Genomic DNA, 24,290 nt, shown 5'->3' on the forward strand with positions numbered 1-24,290 from the left:
GAAGAGCAGCCCCCGCCCGCCCGTGCCCAAGGTCAGCGAGGACCATCTAGAGGCTCGGCGCCGTCAGATCCTCGACGGTGCACGCCGCTGTTTCGCCGAGCACGGCTACGACCAGGCGACCGTGCGTCGGCTGGAAGAAGCGATCGGAATGTCGCGCGGCGCGATCTTCCACCATTTCCGCGACAAGGATGCCCTGTTCTTTGCGCTGGCGCGCGAGGACACCCAGCGGATGGCGGAAGTCGCGTCGCACTCGGGCCTGATCCAGGTAATGCGCGACATGCTGGCAAAGCCAGACGATTTCGACTGGCTGGCCACTCGGCTGGAGATCGCCCGCAAACTGCGCCACGACCCGGAGTTCAGTCGCGGCTGGGCGGAGCGTTCGGCGGAGTTGGCGGAGGCGACAACTGAACGCCTGCACCGGCAGAAGCAGGCGGGTCGAGTGCGCGACGACGTCCCCGCCGACGTGCTGCACTGCTACCTGGATCTGGTGCTGGACGGTTTGGTGGCCCGGCTGGCCTCCGGTGAGGACCCGCAGCGGCTGGCCGCCGTGCTGGACCTAGTCGAGAACTCCGTGCGGCGCCCTTAGCTTCCGCCCGCGAACCGAACCAGGCTGCGATTTCCGACGCGAAATTTCGCGGTGTGGTTCGGCTCGCGGCAAAGGGGGGGTTAACGCGACGGGCTGCGATGGTTGGGGCCGCCGCGGCTGCGCATCGTGGTGCCCGACTCACGCAACAGGCTGTGAATGGACCCGTACGAGCGCCCGGTGGAGGCCGCCAGGTTGCGGATGCTGGCCCCTCTTTCATAGGCGTTGCGCAGATCGTGCAACAGCTGATCGTGGGTCTCTTGTAACTTTCGCATCGTCAACCTCCACGCCTGGACCCGAATCCAAGCATGTCCAGCGTAAGAATCCGTCGCCGTTAGGGGGACGCTTTGGCCGAAACGGTGCTCAGGCCAGCTCGATTAGATCCCGGTACTCCTCAGACCAGTAGTCTTCGGTGCCGTCAGGCAACAGCAGCACGCGCTGCGGGTCGAGTGCCTCCGCGGCACCGGGGTCGTGGGTGACCAGCACCACCGAGCCCTGATAGCTGCGCAGCGCATCGAGCACCTGCTCGCGCGAGGCCGGGTCGAGGTTATTGGTGGGCTCGTCGAGTAGCAACACGTTGGCCGTCGATGCGACCAGGCCAGCCAGGGCAAGCCGGGTCTTTTCACCACCGGACAACGTGCCGGCGGGCTGGTCGAGTTGTGGACCGCTGAACATGAATGCACCGAGCAGGCCACGCAAATCCTGCTCGCCGGACTCGGGGGCGGCGTGGCGGATGTTCTGCCAGACGGTCGCGTCGTTGTCCAGGGTGTCGTGCTCCTGCGCGAAATAGCCGATGCGCATCCCATGCCCCGGTTCCAGGCCACCGGTGTCGGGTGTCTCCACGCCGGCCAGTAGTCGCAGCAGGGTTGTCTTGCCGGCACCGTTGAGTCCGAGCACCACCACCCGCGAGCCGCGGTCGATGGCGAGGTCCAGCCCGGTGAACACTTCCAGTGACCCGTAGGTTTTGCTCAGGCCCTTGGCTACCAGCGGGGTGCGTCCGCACGGGGCCGGCGTGGGGAACTTGATGCGCGCCACTTTGTCGGCTGCGCGTTCCTCGTCGAGCGCGGCCATCATCCGGTCGGCCCGACGCAACATGTTTTGTGCCGCAACGGCTTTGGTGGCTTTGGCGCCGAGCTTGGCGGCCTGGGTGCGCAGCGCGGCGGCCTTGCGTTCGGCGTTGGCCCGTTCCCGGCGACGACGCTGTTCGTCGGTGGCGCGGGCATCGAGGTACTTCTGCCAGGTCATGTTGTAGACGTCGACCTCGCCGCGTACGGCGTCGAGGAACCAGACCCGGTTGACGACGTCGGCGAGCAGTTCGACGTTGTGGCTGATGATGACCAGCCCCCCGCTATGGGATCGCAGAAAATCCCTAAGCCAGCCAACCGAATCCGCGTCCAGGTGATTGGTCGGTTCGTCCAGCAGCAAGGTGGTGGACGATCCGGCGCCACTGTCGGATGCGGCGAACAGGATTCGGGACAGTTCCACGCGACGACGCTGTCCGCCGGACAGGGTGCGCAGTTGCTGAGTCAGGACCCGATCGGGCAGGCCGAGGCTGGCGCAGATGCGGCCCGCTTCGCTCTCGGCGCCGTAGCCCCCGAGGGCGACGAACCGCTCCTCGAGTTGGCCGTAGCGGCGGATGGCGCGGTCGCGCGCGTCGTCGTCGGCCACCTCGGCCATCAAGGCCTGTTGCTTTTCCAGGTCGGTGAGCAGCGCGTCCAAACCGCGGGCCGAGAGCACCCGGTCGCGGGCCAGCACGTCGAGGTCGCCTTCTTTGGGATCCTGTGGCAGGTAACCGATTTCGCCCTTGCGGGTGACCGAGCCGGCGTAGGGCTGGCCCTCCCCGGCCAGGATGCGCATGGTCGTCGTCTTGCCCGCGCCGTTGCGTCCGACCAGGCCGATCCGGTCGCCGGGCTGCACGCGCAGATCGGGTCCGTCGGGCGAGAGCAGGATGCGCGCACCAGCGCGGACCTCGAGGCCCGTAGCCGTGATCACATTCGCTCCCTAGGTTGTTTGCTACTTGTCGTCGGTGAATACCGGCGGGCGCTTCTCTGCGCGTGCGGCAACCGCTTCTTCGAAGTTGGAGGTGAGCAGGCGGACGAAAAGCTGTCCGAGGCCTTCGGCCTGCATATGCCCCTCGAGGCTGCCGGCGTCCAGTCCACTCCATAGTGTCCGTTTGGTCAACTCGGTGCCGGGCCGGGAGAACGCCGCGATGCGCGCGGCGATCGCATAGCAGGTGTCCAGCAACTGCTCACCGGGCACCTGACACGACACCAATCCGATCCGCTCGGCCTCCTCGGCAGTGACGTCGCGACCGGTCAGCATGATTTCGAACGCCCTGGACGCACCGATGGCTCTGGGCAGCAGATAACTGAGCCCCAGTTCGCTGGCCGTCAGCCCGTTGTTGATGCCGGCCGCGCGGAAGTACGCGCTGGTCGAGGCCACGCGGATGTCGGCGGCCAGCGCCAGACACAGTCCCCCGCCGATGGCCGCGCCGTTGACCGCGGCGATCACCGGTTGGTGCAACCGCCGCAGCGACAAGATGATGTCGTCGAGCAATTCCATGGACCGCAGCGCGTAGGTAGGCCGGGTGAGGTCGTCGACGTGCGGGACCGCGCCGGCGGATTTGTGGTCGGCGCCCGAGGAGAATCCACGCCCGGCTCCGGTGAGCACCACCACACGCACGGAGTTGTCATAGGTCACTTCTTCGAGCGCCGCTTTGAGCGGCACCATGACGTCGAACGCCATGGAGTTCATCCGCTCGGGACGGTTGAGGGTGATCAAAGCGATCTCGGGCCGCGGGTGTTCCAGGAGGACCAAACTCACCTAGGAACGGTAGCGCAGACGCTTAGGCCCGCGAGCCCAACGTCAGTGCGAAATCCGCGGCTTGAAATCGCAGCCACGTTCGGCTCGCGGAGGGGGAGGGACCCCGGGGGGTCACTCCGCTGGGGCCTCCTCGTAGGCCTTGAGTTGTTGGACCAGGTCCTCCAATGCGGCGGGGGGGAGCGCGCCGGCCTGGTTGAACAGCAGCTTGCCGTTCTTGAAGGCCATCAGCGTCGGGATCGAGCGAATCTGAGCGGCGGCCGCCAGCTCCTGCTCAGCCTCGGTGTCAACCTTGGCGAACACCACGTCCGGGTGGCTCTCCGAGGCCGCCTTGAACGTCGGCGCAAAGGCGCGACACGGTCCGCACCAGGACGCCCAGAAGTCGACGAGCACCATGTCGTTGCCGTTGATGGTGTCGTTGAACTGCGCAGCAGTCAGGTCTTGGGTAGTCATGTCTGGCCTAACGACAAGGTAGTAACCGTTGTTCCCGGATAATCACAGCAAGCTGGGCGAGGACGCATCCCGGTATGCCCGCAGGTGCGTCACGAGGTCAGCCATCACAGCGGGGTTGGCGATGCCGGCTTGCTTGAAAACGAGCTTGCCCTTCTTGAACGCCATCAGCGTCGGCAATAACTTGACCCCGGCGGTCTCTACCAACTCTTTTTCGGTTTCGAAATTGACTTTGCCGTGCACGATGTCCGGGCAGTGCTGCGCCGAGGCCTCGTATGTCGGGGTGAACACCTCACACGGCGCACACCGCGGCCCCCAGAAGTAGACGAATACATTGTCGTTGCCTTTGACCGCCTGCCTGAAATCGGCGGCCGTGAGATCACGCGTGGAGGCTGCTGTCATTTGTCGTCGAGCGTACGTCAACGCGACGCGGCGGCCTGCCAAGTTCGGTTGGTCAGCAGTCGCATTCCGTTCAGCGCGACCAGCAGCGTGGATCCCTCGTGACCGGCCACCCCAAGTGGTAGCGGCAGTTCACCGAATAGGTCCCACAACACCAGCACGCTGATGAAGCTGCCGGCGATGACGAGATTGGCGGTGACCACCCGTCGCGCCTGACGCGCCAAACCGATGATCGTTGGGATGGTGTGCAGTTCGTCGCGAACGCTGACGCCGTCGGCGGTCTGCAAGGTGAGGTCGGCGCCGGCACCCATGGCCACCGATGTGCGGGCGGCGGCCATCGCAGGCGCGTCGTTGACACCGTCGCCGATCACCAACACCCGGTGACCGCGGTCCTGCAGTTCGCGCACCGCCTCCACCTTCTGCTCGGGTAGCAGACCAGCGCGCACGTCCCCAATCCCGGCATCGGCGGCCACCAACCGGGCCGCGCGCGCGTTGTCGCCGGTCAGCAGCACCGGCGGCGCGGACGTCAACGCCGTCAGTGCGGCCACGGATTCAGCGGCATCGGGACGAATCTGATCGGTCAATCCGAGCACCCCGACGGCCACGCCATTGACCACCAGGACCGCGGCGGTGGCGCCAGTATCGCTGATGGCGGTCAGCTCGGCCAGTGGTGCGCCGCGGTAGCTGCTCGGGCTGCACACCTCCACGAAATCTCGTACGACGCTGGCCCGCACGCCGCGACCCGGCACGGCACGGAAGTCCTCGGCCGCCGGGATGGGCAGACCACGTCGTCGGGCTTCCTCGACGATCGCCCTACCCAATGGATGTTCGCTGGATTGTTCTGCGGCAGCTGCCAATTGAAGCAAACGCGGCACGTCGAACAGCTCAGGCCGCAGCGCTTCGATTGTGGTCAGTCGCGGCGCCCCACAGGTCAGCGTGCCGGTCTTGTCCAACGCGACGACAGTGGTGTCGGCGAGATGTTCGACGACGACCGCGGACTTGACCAAGACCCCGTGCCGGCCCGCGTTGGCGACAGCGCAAAGCAGCGGCGGCATGGTGGCCAGCACTACCGCGCAGGGTGAGGCGACGATCATAAATGTCATGGCGCGCAACAGAACTGGCTGTAATGGGCTGCCCAGCAGCAGTGGAACCGCGATCAGCGCGAGGGTGGCCGCCACCACCCCTATCGAATACCGCTGTTCGATCTTCTCAATGAACAGTTGGGTTTTGGCTTTGGTGGCCGAGGCCTCCGACACCAACTCGACGATCCGGGCGACCACGCTTTGCGACGGGTCACGGGTGACGACGACGTTCAGCACGCCCGAGCCGTTGACGGTGCCGGCAAACACCTCGTCACCGTCCGACTTCACCGCCGGCATCGACTCGCCCGTGATCGAGCACTGATCGACCTCGGATGCACCGGAAAGCACTGCGCCATCGGCAGGAACCCGCTCGCCCGGCCGGACCAGCACCCGATCGCCTACGACCAACTCGCCGGCCGGCACCACCCGCTCGTTACCGTGCCTGTCGACGAGGACCGCCTCCTGGGGGGCTAGGTCCAGTAAGCCTTTGACCGAGTCCGCGGTGTGTTTGGTTGCGACCTCGTCGAGTGCGCCCGAGGTCGCGAAAATCACGATGAGCAGCGCTCCGTCGAATATCTGCCCGATCGCCACCGCCCCCACCGCGGCGACAATCATCAAAAGATCGACATCGAGCGCCTTGTTTCGCAACGCCTGGGCGCCCGCCCAGGCCGAGCCCCAACCCCCGGCCAGATAGCACGCCAAATACAACGTCCACCAGAGGGCTTGGGGCGCCCCGTTGAGCTGGGCCGCCAAACCCGAAAGGAATAGCGCCAGCGCCAGCGCCGCCCATCGCACCGACATCACCGACCACAGCGCCGCCCGCCAACTCAGCGGACGGGTGACGGTGTTGGGAACGCGGTCGAAAGAGACCTTCGGAGCGGTCACTTCGAAAGCGGTCAGGGTCATTCCGGCGGCCTCACAAGGGGGTGGGATGCGTCAGGATGCACCGAGTGTATTGACGCGAACTTCGCCGAAGGTCTCGGTTGTATCTCGGTATGCCACCGAAATAGCCTGGGCCCCAACGCATACGGAGGTAAGGCTTACCAATCGGCTATAGCGCGGCAACCCGCGACTGCACCTGCGTTACGCACTGCGGACGCCAATCGAATTCCGCGCGAGTGCATGGAAATTCGAAGGAATTTTGCGGACCGAAACGGATTCATAGTTGCCAAATCGCGATACGATTCGTGGGTCGCTGGCTCATCGCTGTGGAGGTGCGAAATGTCGTTCGTGGCCGTCAATACCGATTTCGTGTCACAAGCTGCCGGCAATCTGGCCCGCGTCGGCTCGCTGATCAACGACGCCAACACCGCGGCCGCAGCCCAAACCACCGCGGTCGCGGCCGCGGGCGCCGACGAGGTGTCCAGGGCGGTCGCGGCCCTGTTCGGTGCGCACGCACTGACGTATCAGAACCTGGGAGCCCAGGCGACCTCCTTCCATGACCAATTCGTGCGGCTGTTGGCCGGCAATGCCGGTCAGTATGCGGCGGCCGAGGCCACCAACCTGGGGCCATTGCAGCCGGTGCTCGACCTGATCAATGCGCCCAGCCGGGCGATATTCAACCGCCCGCTGATCGGCGACGGTGCTGATGGAACCGCGGCACGACCCAACGGTGAAGCCGGAGGAATCCTGTTTGGCAATGGGGGCAACGGCTACAACGCACCGACCGGCGTCGCCGGCGGCACGGGCGGCGCGGGCGGCGTCTTATTCGGCAACGGCGGCAGAGGCGGCAACAGTGCCGGCGGGGTCGGTGGCAACGGCGGCGGTGGCGGTTCTGCACTATTTTTTGGCAACGGCGGTGGTGGCGGCAATAGCCTCAACGGCATGTCGGCGGGCGGACCCGGCGGCAATGGCGGGCTGTTCGTCGGCAACGGCGGCGCCGGCGGCACTGGGTTCTTCGGTGGCGGCTCCGGCGGACGCGCGTTCTTGGTGGGTGACGGGGGTGCGGGCGGATCCACGTTCTCCGGCGGCAGCGCCGGAAACGGCGGTGCCGCCGGTGCCTTCGGCAACGCTGGCGACGGCGGAAATGGCGGATCGAACGGCAACGGCGGCGTCGGCGGCGATGCCCTGCTATTTGGCAACGGTGGCGACGGCGGCAACGGCGGCATCGGCGGCGCCGACGGAGCTGGAGGCAAGGCCGGGCTCTTATTCGGCCAACCGGGCAAGACAGGCGCCGTTTAGGCGCGTAGGCAAACGGTTAGCAGTTCTTACTTACGGTTGCGTACGTTTTTCCACGTCCGACACACTTAGGACCCATCAGCCTGAGTGGAAGGAATCACCGTGGGGCACTACATCGCCAACGTTCGCGATCTCGAGTTCAACCTGTTCGAGGTGCTCGACGTAGGCGCCGTGTTGGGCACCGGTCGTTACGCCGACCTTGACGAAGACACCGTCCGCACCATCCTGTCGGAGGCGGCCCGTCTCGCCGAAGGTCCCGTCGCCGAGTCTTTCGCATTCGCCGACCGCAATCCCCCGGTCTTCGACCCGGCCACTCACAGCATCAGCATCGCCCCCGAACTGGTCAAGACCATCCAGGCGATCAAAGACGCCGAATGGTGGCGTTTGGGCCTGGACGAGGAGATCGGTGGCATGGCCGCACCTCCGCCACTTACCTGGGCCGTCAACGAAATGATCTACTGCGCCAATCCGTCCGTGTGCTTCTTCAACCTGGGACCGATTTTGGCGCAGTCGTTGTACGTCGAAGGCAACGAGCAGCAAAAGCGCTGGGCGGCAATGGGGGTCGAACGCGGCTGGCAGGCCACCATGGTGCTGACCGAGCCCGACGCCGGTTCCGACGTGGGCGCCGGTCGGTCCAAGGCGATCGAACAACCCGACGGCACTTGGCATATCGAGGGCGTCAAGCGGTTTATCTCCGGCGGCGACGTCGCTGACACGACCGAGAACATCTTCCACCTGGTGCTGGCCCGGCCCGAGGGTGCAGGCCCCGGCACCAAAGGGCTGAGCCTGTTCTACGTGCCCAATTACCTGTTCGACCCCGACACCGGCGAACTTGGTCCACGCAACGGTGTCTATGTCACTGGCCTGGAACACAAAATGGGCCTGAAGTCTTCGCCCACTTGCGAATTGACCTTCGGCGCCACCGATGTGCCGGCCGTCGGTTACCTGGTCGGCGGCGTCCACAACGGCATCGCCCAGATGTTCCACGTGATCGAAAACGCCCGCATGACAATCGGTGTCAAGTCCGCCGGCACGCTGTCCACCGGCTACCTCAACGCGCTGGCCTACGCCAAGGAACGGGTGCAGGGCGCGGACTTGACGCAAATGACCGACAAGACCGCGCCGCGGGTCACCATCATGCACCACCCCGACGTGCGTCGCAGCCTGATGACCCAGAAGGCTTATGCCGAGGGCCTGCGAGCGCTCTATCTATACGCCGCCGCCCATCAGGATTCTGCTGTGGCACAACATGTCTCGGGAGCAGACCCCGATATGGCCCATCGCGTCGACGACCTGTTGCTGCCCATCGTCAAGGGGGTCGGTTCCGAACGGGCGTATGAAATCCTGACCGAGTCGCTGCAGACGCTGGGCGGTTCCGGTTTCCTGACCGACTATCCGATCGAGCAGTACATCCGCGACTCCAAGATCGACTCGCTCTACGAAGGCACCACCGCGATCCAGGCGCTGGACTTCTTCTTCCGCAAAATCGTGCGCGACCACGGTCAGTCGCTACAGCACCTGACGACGCAGATCAACAAGACCATCGAGAACACCGACGAGTCACTCAAGGACCAGGCCGAGTTGCTGCAGGCTGCCGTCGAGGACGTCACGGGTATGACGGGCGCGCTGATGGGATACCTGATGTCGGCCGCCCAACACACCACCGACATTTACAAGGTGGGCCTCGGGTCGGTGCGCTATCTACTCGCGGTGGGTGACCTGCTCATCGGCTGGCGGCTGCTCGTGCAGGCGAACGTGGCTCAGGCGGCGCTAACCGGCGACCCCGCAGAGAAAGATAAGGCGTTCTACAGCGGAAAGGTCGCGGTGTCAGCGTTTTTCGCGAAGAACATCCTGCCGAAGCTGGCCGGGGTGCGAAATGTGCTCGAGCACATCGACGACGACGTCATGCGGGTCTCCGAAGACGCGTTCTGATCCAGTCGGCTTCGACGCTAGACGGTGAAGCCGAGGGCGCGCAGCTGCTCGCGGCCGTCCTCGGTGATCTTGTCCGGACCCCACGGTGGGTTCCACACCCAATTGATCTTAAGTTCGTCGACCAGGCCACTGCCGACCAACGCCGAACGTGACTGGTCTTCGATCACGTCAGTCAGCGGGCAGGCGGGCGAGGTCAGTGTCATATCGACCAACGCGACGGTTCCCGCGTCGCCCTCTTCGAGGTTCAGGCCATAGACGAGGCCGAGGTCGACGACGTTGATCCCCAACTCGGGATCGACGACGTCACGCATCGCCTCCTCAAGGTCAGCCAAGAATTCCTCATTGGACACGCTCATCTATCCACCTCCGCCTACCTCGTTCAGGCCCGCGTGGGCCTGCGCCAGCGCATCTTTGAAAGCCATCCAGCCCAGCAGCGCGCATTTCACCCGTGCCGGGTATTTGGCTACTCCTGCGAACGCTACTCCGTCACCCAGGACATCCTCGTCACCCTGCACGTTTCCGCGCGAGGAGACCATTTCGGTGAACGCCGTAAGAGTCCTGAGTGCCTCCGGCACGCTTTGCCCGATCACCTGATCGGTCAGCACGGACGTCGAAGCCTGGCTGATCGAGCAGCCCTGCCCGTCGTAGGAGATGTCCGCCACGGTCGCACCATCCGCGGACAGCGCCACCCGCAGCGTGACCTCGTCACCGCAGATCGGGTTGACGTGGGACACCTCGGCGGCGAACGGCTCCCGCAGCCCGCGATGATGCGGGTGCTTGTAATGGTCCAGGATCACATCCTGGTACATCTGCTCGAGGCGCAACTTCAGGCTCTCCCAAAGAATTCCAGCGACCGTCGCACGCCGGCAACCAGGCGGTCGACCTCCTCGCTCGTGTTGTAGACCGCAAACGATGCCCGCGCGGTGGCAGCCACGCCGAAGCGCCGGTGCAGCGGCAACGCGCAGTGGTGTCCGACCCGAACGGCGACACCCTCGTCGTCGAGCACCTGCCCGACGTCGTGCGCGTGCACACCGTCGACGACGAACGACACCGGCGATCCGCGGTCTTTCACCACGGTGGGCCCGACGATGCGGACACCTTCGATTTCGGACAAGCCGGCAATGGCCTGTGCAACCAGTTCGCGTTCGTGAGCCTCCACGGCGTCCATGCCGATCGCGCCCAGATAGCGTGCGGCGGCAGCCAAGCCGACCACCTGCGAGGTCATCGGCGTCCCGGCTTCGAAACGCTGCGGAACCGATGCGTAGGTGGACGTCTCCATGGTGACGGTCTCGATCATCGACCCACCCGTGAGGAAGGGCGGCATCTCCGACAGTAGCTCACGGCGGCCGTAAAGCACCCCAATGCCGTTGGGGCCCAGCATTTTATGCCCGGAGAACGCGGCAAAGTCGACCCCGAGCGCATGGAAATCGACCGGCCGGTGCGGTACCGACTGGCAGGCGTCCAGCACGGTGAGAGCACCGACCGCTTCGGCCCGAGAGACCAACTCCCCCACGGATGCCAGTGCACCGGTGACGTTCGAATGATGGCTGAACGCAACGACTTTCACGTTCTCGTCGAGTTGCAGCGAGTCCAGGTCGATGCGACCGTCGTCGGTCACGCCGAACCAGCGCAACGTGGCCCCGGTGCGGCGGGCCAGCTCCTGCCACGGGACCAGGTTGGCGTGATGCTCGAGCTCCGTGGTGACGATGACGTCACCGGGACCTACAGACCGGTCGAACCTGTTGTCCCCCAACACATATGACACCAGGTTCAACGACTCGGTGGCGTTCTTGGTGAACACCAACTCGTCGGCGTCGGCCCCGACGAACGCCGCGATATCGGCGCGGCCCTGTTCGTAGGCGTCCGTGGCCTCTTCCATCAACTGGTGGGCACCGCGGTGCACGCCGCCGTTGGAGGTCAGCAGAAACTCCCGCTCGGCATCTAAAACCTGCAGCGGCCGCTGCGATGTCGCACCAGAATCCAGGTACGCCAACTGGTTTCCGCTGCGCAGTACCCGCTTGAGGATCGGGAAGTCGGCGCGGATCGCGGCGAGATCCAGCGGGGTCACCGAGCTCGTCATGTTAGGCGCCGGCAGTGGCCGCTTGGGTGAACCGCTCGTAGCCGTTCTGCTCGAGCTCGTCGGCCAATTCCGGGCCGCCGGACTCGGCGATGCGGCCACCGACGAAGACGTGCACGTACTCGGGCTGGATGTAGCGCAGAATCCGAGTGTAGTGCGTGATCAGGAGAATGCCGGCCTGTTCTGCCTCCGCGTAACGGTTGACACCCTCGCTCACCACGCGCAACGCGTCGACATCCAATCCGGAGTCCGTCTCGTCCAGGATGGCGATCTTGGGCTTGAGCAGCTCGAGTTGCAGGATTTCGTGGCGCTTCTTCTCGCCGCCGGAAAAGCCTTCGTTGACATTGCGCTCGGCGAAGGTGGGGTCGATTTCGAGTGCGCTCATCGCCCCCTTGACCTCTTTGACCCAGTGCCGCAGCTTGGGCGCCTCGCCGCGGATGGCGGTGGCGGCCGAGCGCAAGAAGTTCGACACCGAGACGCCGGGCACCTCGACCGGGTACTGCATGGCCAGGAAAAGTCCGGCGCGCGCACGCTCGTCGACGCTCATCGCCAGCACGTCTTCGCCGTCGAGCGTGATGGAACCCGAGGTGACCACGTACTTTGGGTGGCCGGCCACGGCGTAGGACAAGGTGGACTTGCCGGAGCCGTTGGGACCCATCAAGGCATGCTTCTCACCGGATTTCACGGTCAGGTCGACGCCCTTGAGGATGGGAATCTCGCGTTCGCCCTCGGCGGCGTTGGGGTCGCCGACACTGACGTGTAGGTCCTTGATTTCCAGAATGGTCATGAGATCTTTTCCGTTATTTCCAATTCGTGTTCGATGGCTGCGGTCAGGCGTTCGCGAATCTCGGGCACCGCGATCCTGGAGATGATCTCGCCGAAGAATCCGCGGATCACCAGGCGTCGGGCCTGCTCTTCAGGGATACCGCGCGAACGCAGGTAGAACAGTTGCTCGTCGTCGAATCTGCCAGTGGCGCTGGCGTGTCCGGCTCCGGCGATCTCCCCCGTTTCGATCTCCAAGTTGGGCACCGAGTCGGCGCGCGCGCCGTCGGTGAGCACCAAGTTGCGGTTCATCTCGAAGGTGTCGGTGCCGGTGGCCTCGGCGCGAATCAGCACGTCGCCGATCCAGACCGTGTGCGCGTCGGGCAGCTTGGAGGACGGATCCCCTTGCAGCGCACCCTTGTACAGCACGTTGGACTTGCAGTCGGGCTGGGCATGATCGACGAGTAGCCGCGACTCAAGATGCTGGCCGTCGTCGGCGAAGTACAGGCCCAGCAGGTCCGCGTCGCCGCCGGGGCCGGCGAACCGCACTGTCGCCGTCAACCGCACCACCTCGCCGCCCAGCGTGACGGTGACGTGACGCAGCACGGCGTCCTTGCCCAGCCGGGCGTGGTGTGCGGTGAGGTGCACGGTGTCGTCGGCCCAGTCCGCGATCCAGATCACGGTGAGCCGGGCGGCGTCGTCGACGACGAATTCGACGTTGTCGGCGTAGGTTCCGCTGCCGCGGTGGTCCATGATGACGACGGCCTCGCCCAGTTCTTCGACCCGTATCTGCAGGTGGCCGTAGGCCGTAGCGCCCTGTCCGGGGCCGGTGACGCTGACGTTTATCGGCTCGACGACCTGGATGTCACGTCCGACGGTGATTACGGTGGCGGAGTTGAACGACGAGAACGCCTGAGCCGCAACACGATCGCTCGGAACGCCGCCCTCCCCCAGCTTTTCGTCACCGCGGCGCGCGGTTTCCACGCGCACCCCGTCGTGTTCGCTCACCGTGATCTGGGCACTGCCCGTCGCGACCGCGGAACCGTCATGCAGGCCGCGCAACCGCTTGAGTGGTGTGAACCGCCACAGTTCGTCGCGGCCATGCGGCACTTCGAACGCGTCAACGTCAAAGGACGAGAACAGCTCGCCCTTGTTCAGCGCGGCGGTCATCCGACCGCACCCTCCATCTGCAACTCGATCAGCCGGTTGAGCTCCAGCGCGTACTCCATCGGCAGTTCCTTGGCGATGGGCTCGACGAATCCGCGCACCACCATGGCCATGGCCTCGTCCTCGGTCATGCCGCGGCTCATCAGGTAGAACAGCTGGTTCTCACTGACCTTCGAGACGGTGGCCTCGTGGCCCATCGTGACGTCGTCCTCGCGGATGTCGACGTAGGGGTAGGTGTCGCTGCGGCTGACCGTATCGACCAGCAGCGCATCACATTTCACGCTGGACTTGGAGCCGTGCGCACCCTTGTTCACCTGAACCAGCCCTCGGTAGGACGTGCGACCGCCGCCGCGCGCCACCGACTTGGACACGATATTGCTCGACGTGTGCGGTGCCAGGTGCAGCATCTTGGCGCCGGTGTCCTGGTGCTGGTCCTCGCCGGCGAACGCCACCGAGAGCACCTCGCCCTTGGCGTGCTCACCGGTCATCCACACCGCCGGGTACTTCATGGTCACCTTGGACCCGATGTTGCCGTCGACCCACTCCATGGTGGCGCCGGCCTCGGCACGGGCTCGCTTGGTTACCAGGTTGTAGACGTTGTTCGACCAGTTCTGGATCGTGGTGTAACGAACGCGCGCATGGGGTTTCACGATGATTTCGACAACGGCGGAATGCAGCGAGTCCGACTTGTAGATCGGCGCAGTGCAGTTGTGCACAGCGAAGCCATAAGCTAGATAGCTGTCAGGCGCCTCGACGTCGAGGTTGTACACCGGCTCGTGCGCCTCGCGCACCGAACGCTTCTTGATCGGCACCGCAAAGTAGTCACCGCAGTCGCGGGCTTGCTTTGGCCCACGCCCACCCTCGGTCCACTGGACCTGGTAGATGTCCTTTCGCATGATGTTGCGATCGAGGATCACCCCGGGCCCACCAGGCCGACGCAACTCGACAGTCGCGTAGTGCCCCAGCCGCGCCAAGATGGACTGCAACTGGAACGCCCAGACGCGTGAGGTGGTGTGTACGCGCTTCCACAGCGCACCACCACGCTCGATGACGTTTCCGTCCCCGTTCACATAAGCGTCGATCAGTTCCCGCAGGAACGTCTCGTCCTGTCGCATCAGTGTGTCGGACAACTTCTTGTTTGCCGAACCAGAACCAATGTGGTGCCGCATAGCGGCGTAACCGGCCTTCGTGTAAACGGTCACTCGGGCGGAATGCTTGCTTTTCTCATAGAACACCGACCCCGGGGTCTCGTACAGCGACTTGCAAGCCTGCTGGACTTCCTCCACGTATTCGAACTCGTCACTGTGGAACGAGAAGATCAGCGATTCGCAGTTGTTGGTCAGACATGCATGCCCCTCGGCCAGGTAATAGCCAGCCAGGCGCGCAAATTCGAGCGGCAACACCGTCGGGTGTGGAATCGGCTTTGGTTTCGGGTAGATCAGGAAGTCGCCTTCGGCTACATCCTTCGCCGCAATCCAGCGCGGCTCGGTGGCACGCAGTTTGGCGCTGTTGACCTCACTCTTCCACCCGTTGCGTTCTTTGCGCATGACACGCACCTCGTCGCGCGGGACGACCAGGAGGGGGTGCTCAGAAGTGACGGAGAACTTGTTGGCGGGCGACATCGGCGTGAAGCTGAAAAGTTCGCCGTTCAAATCGCGCATCTGCACCGCGGTGACCCGATGTGGCCGTCCATCGTGGCCCATGACGTGGTCGCCGACACGAATGGACTCGATGGGCCGCAAATCGCCCTCAGCAGTGGTGACCAGCTCACCGGCGGGTAGACATCCCTCGATGTAATGAACGTAGGACCCCTCGTCGGCGATGATCAGTGTTCGCTCGAACTGGCCCATGTTCTCGGTGTTGATCCGGAAATAGGCCTGCAGCGGAATATCGACGTGCACCCCCGGCGGGACGTAGATGAACGAACCGCCACTCCATACCGCAGTGTTGAGCGCCGAGAACTTGTTGTCGCCAGCCGGAATTACGGTGCCGAAATGCTTCTGGAAAATCTCCGGGTGTTCCCGTAGGCCGGTGTCGGTGTCCAGGAAGATGACGCCCTGGGCTTCCAGGTCCTCGCGGATCTGGTGGTACACCACCTCAGAGTTGTGCGCAACCAGCCCGTCCGCGATGAAATTGTGCGGGCCGTCGACCTCGATGTCGTACACGGGCTCGACTTCATACGGCTCGATCGACTGCACCCGCTCGAACCCGAGCCATTCGTTGACGTGAGCTCGAATTGTCGTGCCGTGCGAACTGTTCGATGAGTGCCGGTAGGCGCGGCGACCGAACCTGCTGGTTCGCTTCGGGTTACGGCATCCCAGACGCTCAAAATCACCGGAAATGCCTAGCCGCCAAGCTGTTTGGATACGCTCCGGCGCATGCCGGTACGGCTGGGTGAAAGACGATGGTCCGCCCGCACGCAGACCGGACAATTCGGCCAGCTCGCGGCCCTGTTGCAACATGGGCTCGTTGGCACACGTCAAGACAACCGAACCGCAGTGCTCTGGGGACACATAACCGTCGGCGTCGACCCAACCACCGAGGAAGGCCAACCGTTGCTCAACCGGCAGCCCGAAGACCCAGTCCGGCACCCGCTTGGTCAGCGACAACCCACCGAAGCCCAGCGCAACGATCCACTCCGTCAACGCTTTTGAGTTGACGACGATGCGGTACTCGTCGGCTTCGATGCAGCGCAACCCGAAAAGCTCCTTGACAACGCGGGTCACTTCCGCGCGCAACTCCACGTCGGTTGCGGGAATCGCAAGCTGCATCCGGTAGGTCTTGGTGGACAAATGCAAATTGCCGTCCCCGATGTACAAGCCCAGCAGCCACATCAGGTCGACGGAACTGACTGCGGGAGCTGTCAATCCGGCGACGGCCGGAAGGTCGGCCGCCTCACCGAAATCCGGGAGCTGACGAGGCACGGCAATGAAATCACCAGCCTTGATCTCGTCGACGGTGACCCAACGTCGAGCAAACCTGGCGCGCTGACGCCCCTCCTTACGTTCGTCGCGCAAAACAAGCATCGGGTGGTTATCGGTAGCGCGGATGCTGCGCCGAGTCGTCTTGATCTGGTGGGTAAGCCTGGTGTCCGTCTGCGCGGAAGCCCGAACGGGAGCCACCACAAAGCGCTCGGCGTCCTCGTCGTAGGCAAAAACCCGGTCGCCGTACTCAATTTCCTTGATCGGGACCTGACCGCGATTAGCCGTCCATACCAAGGTGTCGCCCGCCAGGCATTCGTACTGCGCGGCCACCCCGGCGACCAACCGCTGCTTCTCAGCCTCGGGGATGCCCAGCCGGTCGTAGGTGTTGCGGATGTCTTCGGGCAGTTCCTCCCAACTGGCCGCCTGCTTTTCCGTCGAGCGCACGAAGTACTTGATGTTGTCGAAATCGATGCCCGCGAGGTTGGAGCCCCAGTTCGGCATCGGCTTCTTGTCGAAGATGCCCAGCGCTTTGAGCCGGACGTTGAGCATCCACTCCGGCTCGTTCTTCTTCCCCGAGATATCGCGGACGACCGCCTCGGACAATCCGCGCTGGGCGCTGGCACCCGCGACGTCAGAGTCGGCCCAGCCGTAGCCGTACTTGCCCAGAGACTCGATGGTCTCTTCCTGGGTCAATGGGGCTTCGAGGGTCATGAGGACGCTCCTTTGTTGGTCGTTGAGCGCGGGCTGGGCGCCTCCGATAAGGGCAGGCCAAGCGGTACGTGGGTAGTGCAGGCGCAGTCACCGTTGACGATGGTGGCCAGCAACTGCACGTGGGTGCCGAGCACTTCCGACATTGCCTGCTGCTCGGCTTCGCACAGCTCCGGGAATTCCTCGGCAACATGGGATACCGGGCAGTGATGTTGGCAGATTTGCACACCGTGGATCGGCCCGCCCACCCGGGTGGTGGTGGCGACGTAGCCTGCGCCGGTCAGCGCGTTGGCGATCTGTTCGGCAGCAGCCTCGACCGCGTCATCGTCGGGACCGGCAGCGCCGGCCACGTCGGCGAGGATCTTGTCGATGCGGCGCCGGGCGAAAGTCCGAACCGCGTCGTCGCCGCCGATTTCGCGCAGTTGTCGGATGGCGGCCGCCGCCAAATCGTCGTAGGCGTGGTCGAGCTTGGCCCGGCCGCCCGCGGTCAACCGGTACCGCTTCGCCGGACGGCCGCGTCCTACCTGCTGCCAGGGCGCGGCGGGCACCGACTCGGCGTCGCCGGCCTCGATCAACGCGTCCAGATGGCGCCGCACACCGGCAGCCGACAGGCCCAGCCGATCACCGATTTCGGTGGCGGTGATAGATCCGGACTCAAGCAGCAAGCGCACGACGGCGCGTCGGGTGTGACCGTCCGACCCGGCAGCGGCGGCCGCGGGCACGGCAGCATCCAGCTCGGATTGGATTTTCACAACACCAGTGTGACGCAATTCCAGGAGGCGGTCCAGCAAGGGTGCCCTTACGTGACGCGGGCCACTAGGTGCCATGGCCCTACTCCTCAGCGGGCCACACGGCCCGCATCGTCGCCAGGGCTACACCCCATGGCCCTACTCCTCAGCGGGCCACACGGCCCGCATCGTCGCCAGGGCTACAGTGCACTGATGGCAGCCCGCCACCACACCCTGAGCTCGTCGATCGCCAGTCTGCACGGCGGCGACGAACAGGCGGTAGGCAAGCCCCTCAACGCCACCGAACTCACCGCGCTGAAACGAACCCGGCTGTTCGGCGCCACTGGCACCGTCCTCATGGCCATCGGCGCACTGGGCGACGGTGCGAGGCCCGTCGTCCAGGACCCTACCTTCGGGGTGCGGCTGCTGAATCTGCCGTCGCGCATTCAGACGGTGTCGCTGACGATGACCACCACCGGCGCGGTCATGATGGCGCTGGCCTGGTTGATGCTCGGCCGGTTCGCGATAGGCAAGCGGCGGATGTCGCGCGCCGAAGTGGACCGCACGTTGGTGCTGTGGATGCTGCCGCTGCTGATCGCGCCGCCGATGTACAGCAAGGACGTCTACTCCTACCTCGCCCAGAGCCAAATCTCGCTCGAGGGCCTCGACCCGTACCGGGTGGGTCCCGCCTCCGGCCTGGGCCTGGGCCACGTGTTCACGCTGTCGGTACCCAGCCTGTGGCGAGAGACCCCAGCACCCTACGGTCCGCTGTTCCTGTGGCTCGGGCGCGGAATTTCGGCGCTGACCGGGGAGAACATCGTCGCCGCGGTGCTCTGCCACCGACTGGTGGTGCTGCTCGGTGTGGCGATGATCGTGTGGGCAACACCGCGACTGGCGCGCCGCTGCGGTGTAGCCGAAGTCAGCGCGTTGTGGCTCGGTGCGGCCAACCCCCTGCTGTTCATGCATCTGGTCGCCGGCATTCACAACGAGGCCCTGATGCTCGGTTTGATGTTGACCGGCGCCGAGTTCGCGCTGCGCGGCATCAACTCCGAGCGCGCGCTCAAGCCCCAGTCGTGGCGGATCGGCCCGGATTGGCAACCGCTGGCCCTGTTACTCGGGGGCTCGATCCTGATCGTGCTGTCGTCACAGGTCAAGCTGCCGTCGCTGCTGGCACTGGGCTTCGTCACCGGCGCCTTGGCCTACCGCTGCGGCGGCACCGTCAAAGCGCTCCTGATCTGCAGCGCCGCGATGGGCGCCTTGTCATTGGCGGTGATGGGACTGGTCGGTTGGGCCAGCGGGCTCGGGTTCGGCTGGATTTACACCCTCGGCACTGCCAACGTAGTGCGCAGTTGGATGTCGCCGCCGACACTGCTGGCCCTGGGCACCGGACAGGCGGGCATCCTGCTGGGTTTGGGCGATCACACGACGGCGATATTGTCGCTGACCCGTGCCATCGGCGTACTGATCATCATGGTGATGGTTTGCTGGCTGTTGTTGGCGGTTTTCCGCGGCCGGCTACACCCGATCGGCGGCCTCGGCGTGGCGTTGGGCCTCACGGTGCTGCTGTTCCCGGTAGTGCAGCCGTGGTATCTGCTGTGGGCCATCATCCCGCTGGCCGCCTGGGCGACCCGCACCGGATTCCGGGCCGCGGCGATCGTCGTCACCCTCATCGTCGGCATCTTCGGTCCGACCGCCAACGGTGACCGTTTCGCGTTGTTTCAGATCGTCGACGCCACGCTGGCCAGCGCATTCATCGTGGTGGTGCTTATTTCGCTGACCTATCACCGGTTGCCTTGGCGGCCCCTGCCGGAGGAGAACGACGAACCGCCGGCCGCCGCCGAGACCGTTGAGACGCCCGTCACTGCGGCGGTCGCAGCCCAGCCCGAAAAGACCACCGCCGCGCCCGACGCCTACGCTGATTCCACGTGAGCTCAGTCCCCCACGACCGCGACATCGCGGTACGACTACGCGGGGTATCCAAGAAGTACGGATCCGTACACGCCGTTTCCAGCCTCGATCTCGAAGTGCACGTCGCTGAGGTGTTCGCGCTGCTGGGTCCCAACGGTGCCGGCAAGACGACCACGGTCGAGATGTGCGAAGGCTTCCTGCGACCCGACGCCGGCTCGATCGAGGTGCTGGGCCTGGACCCGATCGCCGACAACGCCCGCCTTCGCTCCCGCATCGGGGTGATGCTCCAGGGCGGCGGCGGCTATCCGGCCGCCCGCGCCGGGGAAATGCTCGAACTCGTCGCGTCCTATGCCGCCGACCCGTTGGACCCGAAGTGGCTGCTGGAAACACTGGGGCTGACCGAAGCGGCCCGCACCACTTACCGACGACTGTCGGGCGGACAACAACAGCGGCTTGCGCTGGCTTGCGCGCTAGTTGGACGTCCCGAACTCGTGTTCCTCGACGAACCAACCGCCGGCATGGACGCTCACGCGCGGGTGCTGGTGTGGGAGCTGATCGACGCGCTGCGCCGCGACGGCGTCACCGTGGTGCTGACCACCCACCAGCTCAAAGAGGCCGAGGAACTGGCCGACCGGCTGGTCATCATCGACCACGGCGCGACGGTCGCCTCGGGCACGCCCGCCGAGCTGATGCGCAACGGCGCCAAGGACCAATTGCGGTTCAGCGCGCCGCCGAAGCTCGACCTGTCGTTGCTGACCGCGGCGTTGCCGGAGGAGTACCGGGCCAGCGAGGCGGCACCGGGCGAGTACCTGGTGGAAGGTCCCGTTGGTCCGCAGGTGCTGGCGACCGTGACGGCCTGGTGTGCCCGAATCGACGTGCTGACCACCGACCTGCGAGTCGAGCAGCGCAGCCTCGAGGATGTCTTCCTCGACCTGACAGGCAGGAAGTTGCGACAGTGACCGAGCTGTTTCCGGCGGGAACCTTCACCCCCGACCCGCGCCCGAGTGCCGTGTCGCGGATGTTGATCGCACAGTTCAGCCTCGAGTTGAAGCTGCTGTTGCGAAACGGGGAGCAACTGCTGCTGACCATGTTCATTCCGATCACCCTGTTGATCGGACTGACTCTGCTGCCGCTGGGTTCGTTCGGCCCGCACCGCGCCGCGGTGTTCGTGCCCGCGATCATGGCGCTGGCCGTCATCTCCACCGCCTTCACCGGGCAGGCGATCGCGGTCGCGTTCGATCGTCGCTACGGCGCTCTGAAACGACTGGGGGCCACCCCACTGCCGGTCTGGGGCATCATCGTCGGCAAGTCACTGGCCGTGGTGTTCACCGTGTTCCTGCAGTCGATCATTCTTGGCTCGATCGGTCTGGTGCTGGGATGGCGACCCGGGGTGGCGGCATTGGCGTTGGGCGCAGGGGTGATAGCGCTGGGCACCGTTGCCTTCGCGGCGCTGGGGTTGTTGCTGGGTGGGACGTTGCGGGCCGAGATCGTGCTGGCATTAGCGAACTTGTTGTGGTTCACCTTCGCCGGACTTGGCGCCCTTACCCTCGAGACCGACCTGGTCCCCGCGACGCTGAAGTGGGTGGCACGGCTGACGCCATCGGGAGCCCTGACCGAATCGCTGTCGCAAGCCATGAGCCTGTCGGTGGACTGGTTCGGGATCGCGGTGCTCGCGGTCTGGGCAGTGGTAGCGGCGCTGGCCGCGCGACGCTGGTTCCGCTTTGTCTGACTCCACTTTTTCTGGCACTGCGCCCACGGCGCAAAAGTCCGAGTTAGAGGCGCCGCCAGCGCAGAATCAACGTGCCAACGGTCGTCGTTACGATCGCCGCGTGCGATTTTTGGATCGACTCCCCAATCCCAGCCTGCGTGTCCAACGACTCATCGCCGCGGCCGTGATCCTGACTCAGGGCGGGATCGCCGTCACCGGCGCTATCGTGCGCGTCACCGCCTCGGGGCTCGGTTGCCCCACCTGGCCGCAGTGTTTTCCGGGCAGCTTCACCCCCGTCGCCGTCGCCGAGGTGCCGCGCATTCACCAAGCCGTCGAGTTCGGCAACCGGATGATCACCTTCGCGGTGGTCGTCGCCGCCGCGCTGGCCGTTATCGCGGTCACCCGAGCACGCAGGCGACGCGAGGTGCTGGTCTACGCCTGGCTGATGCCGGCCTCGACTGTGGTGCAGGCGATCATCGGGGGCATCACCGTGCGTACCGGCCTGCTGTGGTGGACGGTGGCGATCCACCTGCTCGCGTCGATGACGATGGTGTGGTTGTCGGTGTTGCTCTACGTCAAGATCGGCGAGCTCGACGACGGTGTGGTCGCGGTCCTGGTTCCCAAGCCGCTTCGCCTGCTCACCGTGCTGAGCGCGGTGAACCTGGCGGTGGTGTTGATTACCGGCACTCTGGTGACCGCGGCCGGTCCGCACGCCGGCGACAAGAGCCCGAGCAGGACCGTGCCGCGACTCGAAGTACAGATCAACACGCTGGTGCACGCGCATTCGTCGCTGCTGGTGTCCTACCTGTCGCTGGTGGTGGGATTGGGTTTCGGCCTATGGGCAGTGCACGCCGGCCGCGCGCTCATGCAGCGACTCGGCGTGCTTGTCGCCCTGATCTTTGCGCAGGCAGCCGTGGGCATCGCCCAGTACTACACCGGGGTGCCCGCCGTCCTGGTCGCGATCCACGTCGCCGGCGCGGCCGCGTGCACGGCGGCCACCGCCGCGCTATGGGCGTCGATGCGAGAACGGGCCCAGCCCGAGGCGCTCCAGAGCTGACTCGACCGCCAGCGCGAACCCGCGTTGGGCAAGATCGCGAGTTTCGGTGTCCAAGCGCAACCAACCCAGCGACGGGTCGATCAGCTGCAGTTCCAGCACCCGCCGACCGACTAGATGCACGCGTGCGTAGAGCAACTCACCCAGGTCGGCCAACGCGGCGGCGCCAACATCCCACAGCTCGAAATCGGCGTCCCCTTGATGTAACGCGTTGCCGTGCGGGACGAACGCGTGCGACGGCTTGCCGCCGATGAAGACCAGCACGGTTTCGTCCGCGGAGTCGGACTGCACGAACACGCTGCGGCCGGCCTCGTGCTGGGCGGCGATGTACGCGTCGGCGTCCGACGGGTCGCTGAACCGCCGCGTACCAGTGCCGATGGCAGACCCCACGAAGGCGTGCCCAGAGTGTCGGACCCGCTGGCCGGGCGCATACGTCTCCCCGGGCACGGTCGGTACGCCACGCTCCGCCACATCGTGCAGATAGCTGCGGTTGACGTTCCATGCGACGACGGGAGCCGGGTTCAACAGGTTCTGCACGCCGGCGGTCCAGGCCAGGAACTCCTCGAGGCGACTCACGTAGTCGCCGACGTCGCGCAAGATCACCAGATGGGCCGACGCCACCTCCGGATCATCCCAACCGAGCCAGCGGGCGTTCAGGCCACGAGTGCGCAGGGCCGCCACCAATCCAGCGTCGTCACCTGCGGCATGCTGCGCGGAACCCGCCAACACGATGCGTGGATGGAAGGTGTCTGGCCGGGCAAGCTTCATGTCCGGGCATGATATCGACATGCATGCGATCGAAGTCGGCGAAACTGGCGGTCCTGACGTCCTGAGCTACCGCGACGTTCCCCAACCCGAGCCGGGCCATGGTGAGGTGCTGATCCGCACCGAGGCCGTCGGGGTCAATTTCATCGACACCTACTTCCGTTCGGGCCAGTACCCTCGTCCGCTCCCCTTCGTGCTGGGCTCCGAGGCGTGCGGGACGGTGGTCGACGTCGGCCCCGAGGTCGGTACGGACATCAACGTGGGCGACCGCGTGGTCAGCGCTTCGGTAAACGGCTCGTATGCCGAATTCTGCACTGCGCCAGCATTTTTGACAGCCAAGGTGCCGGACGGCATCACCTCGGAGGTGGCTGCATCGGCGCTGCTGAAGGGTCTCACCGCCCAGTACCTGCTGAAGTCGGTGTATCCGGTGCAGAACGGGGACACCGTGTTGGTGCACGCCGGCGCCGGCGGCGTCGGGCTGATCCTGACGCAGTGGGCGACCCACCTGGGGGCGCGGGTCATCACCACCGTCTCCAACGAAGAGAAGGAACGGCTGTCCCGCCAAGCCGGTGCCGCGGAGGTCCTCTCCTATCCCGACTCCAATCCCGACGGCTCCTACCAGTTCGGGCAGCAGGTGCGCGAACTCACCGACGGCGCGGGCGTGGCGGCGGTGTACGACGGCGTTGGCGCCACCACGTTCGACGCCAGCCTCGCCAGCCTCGCCGTACGCGGGACGCTAGCCCTGTTCGGCGCAGCCAGCGGACCCGTTCCCCCGTTCGACCCGCAGCGACTCAACTACGCCGGCTCGGTGTATCTCACCCGGCCGTCGCTGGCGCATTTCATCCGTACCGCACAGGAGTTCAGCTGGCGGGCCGAGGAACTGTTCGAGGCGATCGACAGCGGCGCGGTCCGAGTCGAGGTCGGCGGGACATATCCGTTGGCCGAGGCCGCCCGGGCCCACACCGACCTGGAAGCCCGCAAGACCACCGGTTCGATCGTGCTGCTGCCTTAAGTTCTTACGCTGCAATCGCGCTGCTTCTGAGGA

General features: G+C 65.4%; 22 protein-coding genes. 8 read left to right on the plus strand and 14 right to left on the minus strand.

The features are described 5' to 3' along the window. Positions 1-22: 22 nt before the first annotated feature. On the plus strand, positions 23-586 hold the full coding sequence (locus tag A5634_RS21205; RefSeq protein WP_065145988.1) for a TetR/AcrR family transcriptional regulator: 564 nt from the start codon (positions 23-25) through the stop codon (positions 584-586). A gap of 80 nt (positions 587-666) precedes the next feature. Here A5634_RS21205 and A5634_RS21210 read toward each other — a convergent pair whose 3' ends face one another. The 6 genes from A5634_RS21210 to A5634_RS21235 all read right to left on the minus strand — a co-directional run bounded on the left by A5634_RS21210 (position 667) and on the right by A5634_RS21235 (position 6,240). Then, complete coding sequence (locus tag A5634_RS21210) at positions 667-858, minus strand: helix-turn-helix domain-containing protein (protein WP_065145989.1); 192 nt, start codon at positions 856-858, stop codon at positions 667-669. A gap of 88 nt (positions 859-946) precedes the next feature. After that, entirely contained in the window at positions 947-2,575 is a 1,629-nt protein-coding gene (locus A5634_RS21215; protein ID WP_065145990.1) for an ABC-F family ATP-binding cassette domain-containing protein, read from the minus strand. A gap of 21 nt (positions 2,576-2,596) precedes the next feature. Then, entirely contained in the window at positions 2,597-3,406 is an 810-nt protein-coding gene (locus tag A5634_RS21220) for an enoyl-CoA hydratase (protein WP_065145991.1), read from the minus strand. Positions 3,407-3,517: 111 nt separating this feature from the next. Then, entirely contained in the window at positions 3,518-3,856 is a 339-nt protein-coding gene (gene trxA, locus A5634_RS21225) for a thioredoxin (protein WP_065145992.1), read from the minus strand. Between the two features lie 42 nt (positions 3,857-3,898). Continuing rightward, complete coding sequence (locus A5634_RS21230) at positions 3,899-4,255, minus strand: thioredoxin family protein (protein WP_065145993.1); 357 nt, start codon at positions 4,253-4,255, stop codon at positions 3,899-3,901. Positions 4,256-4,272: 17 nt separating this feature from the next. Beyond that, positions 4,273-6,240, minus strand: a complete 1,968-nt coding sequence (locus A5634_RS21235) for a heavy metal translocating P-type ATPase (RefSeq protein WP_065145994.1) — start codon at positions 6,238-6,240, stop codon at positions 4,273-4,275. 315 nt (positions 6,241-6,555) lie between these two features. On the opposite strand from A5634_RS21235, the gene A5634_RS21240 reads away from it, so the two are divergent. Next, entirely contained in the window at positions 6,556-7,515 is a 960-nt protein-coding gene (locus A5634_RS21240) for a PE family protein (RefSeq protein ID WP_065145995.1), read from the plus strand. 99 nt (positions 7,516-7,614) lie between these two features. Further along, complete coding sequence (locus A5634_RS21245; RefSeq protein ID WP_065146020.1) at positions 7,615-9,444, plus strand: acyl-CoA dehydrogenase; 1,830 nt, start codon at positions 7,615-7,617, stop codon at positions 9,442-9,444. A 17-nt stretch (positions 9,445-9,461) separates the two neighbouring features. On the opposite strand, the gene A5634_RS21250 is transcribed toward A5634_RS21245, so the two are convergent. From A5634_RS21250 to A5634_RS21280, 7 genes are read right to left on the minus strand one after another with little or no spacing between them, the layout of a single operon-like run. Beyond that, positions 9,462-9,800 (minus strand): metal-sulfur cluster assembly factor, encoded by a 339-nt coding sequence (locus A5634_RS21250; RefSeq protein WP_065145996.1) that lies wholly within the window; start codon positions 9,798-9,800, stop codon positions 9,462-9,464. After that, positions 9,801-10,274, minus strand: coding sequence for a Fe-S cluster assembly sulfur transfer protein SufU (gene sufU / locus A5634_RS21255; protein ID WP_155769642.1), 474 nt, complete (start codon positions 10,272-10,274; stop codon positions 9,801-9,803). Then, positions 10,271-11,524 (minus strand): cysteine desulfurase, encoded by a 1,254-nt coding sequence (locus tag A5634_RS21260; RefSeq protein WP_065145998.1) that lies wholly within the window; start codon positions 11,522-11,524, stop codon positions 10,271-10,273. The genes sufU and A5634_RS21260 overlap by 4 nt, the downstream gene beginning before the upstream one ends. 1 nt (position 11,525) lies before the next feature. Further along, a complete protein-coding gene (sufC, locus tag A5634_RS21265; RefSeq protein WP_065145999.1) occupies positions 11,526-12,308 on the minus strand; it encodes a Fe-S cluster assembly ATPase SufC in 783 nt (260 codons plus the stop codon). Then, a complete protein-coding gene (sufD, locus tag A5634_RS21270) occupies positions 12,305-13,453 on the minus strand; it encodes a Fe-S cluster assembly protein SufD (RefSeq protein WP_065146000.1) in 1,149 nt (382 codons plus the stop codon). Before sufD ends, sufC begins: the two co-directional genes overlap by 4 nt. Further along, a complete protein-coding gene (gene sufB / locus A5634_RS27630) occupies positions 13,450-17,085 on the minus strand; it encodes a Fe-S cluster assembly protein SufB (protein ID WP_081290572.1) in 3,636 nt (1,211 codons plus the stop codon). The genes sufD and sufB overlap by 4 nt, the downstream gene beginning before the upstream one ends. Continuing rightward, positions 17,082-17,909, minus strand: a complete 828-nt coding sequence (locus A5634_RS21280; protein ID WP_081290573.1) for a helix-turn-helix transcriptional regulator — start codon at positions 17,907-17,909, stop codon at positions 17,082-17,084. The genes sufB and A5634_RS21280 overlap by 4 nt, the downstream gene beginning before the upstream one ends. A 114-nt stretch (positions 17,910-18,023) precedes the next feature. Here A5634_RS21280 and mptB point away from each other — a divergent pair, with 114 nt between their 5' ends. The 4 genes from mptB (at position 18,024) to A5634_RS21300 (ending at position 22,483) form a co-directional block, all read left to right on the plus strand. After that, entirely contained in the window at positions 18,024-19,739 is a 1,716-nt protein-coding gene (mptB, locus tag A5634_RS21285) for a polyprenol phosphomannose-dependent alpha 1,6 mannosyltransferase MptB (protein ID WP_065146002.1), read from the plus strand. Further along, positions 19,736-20,677, plus strand: a complete 942-nt coding sequence (locus tag A5634_RS21290; protein ID WP_065146003.1) for an ABC transporter ATP-binding protein — start codon at positions 19,736-19,738, stop codon at positions 20,675-20,677. Before mptB ends, A5634_RS21290 begins: the two co-directional genes overlap by 4 nt. Next, entirely contained in the window at positions 20,674-21,447 is a 774-nt protein-coding gene (locus A5634_RS21295; protein WP_065146004.1) for an ABC transporter permease, read from the plus strand. Before A5634_RS21290 ends, A5634_RS21295 begins: the two co-directional genes overlap by 4 nt. Before the next feature lie 109 nt (positions 21,448-21,556). Then, positions 21,557-22,483 carry a COX15/CtaA family protein gene (locus tag A5634_RS21300; protein WP_155769644.1) on the plus strand — a complete coding sequence of 309 codons (927 nt, stop codon included), beginning with the start codon at positions 21,557-21,559 and terminating at the stop codon, positions 22,481-22,483. Here the strand turns inward: A5634_RS21300 and A5634_RS21305 are convergent. Further along, positions 22,433-23,248, minus strand: a complete 816-nt coding sequence (locus A5634_RS21305) for a hypothetical protein (RefSeq protein ID WP_065146006.1) — start codon at positions 23,246-23,248, stop codon at positions 22,433-22,435. The two genes, A5634_RS21300 and A5634_RS21305, sit on opposite strands and share 51 nt — an antisense overlap. Before the next feature lie 19 nt (positions 23,249-23,267). Here A5634_RS21305 and A5634_RS21310 point away from each other — a divergent pair, with 19 nt between their 5' ends. Continuing rightward, positions 23,268-24,257: a quinone oxidoreductase family protein gene (locus A5634_RS21310; protein ID WP_065146007.1), complete on the plus strand. Its 990-nt coding sequence runs from the start codon at positions 23,268-23,270 to the stop codon at positions 24,255-24,257. Positions 24,258-24,290: the final 33 nt, after the last annotated feature.

Source organism: Mycobacterium asiaticum (assembly GCF_001673365.1).
GTDB classification, from domain to species: domain Bacteria; phylum Actinomycetota; class Actinomycetes; order Mycobacteriales; family Mycobacteriaceae; genus Mycobacterium; species Mycobacterium asiaticum_A.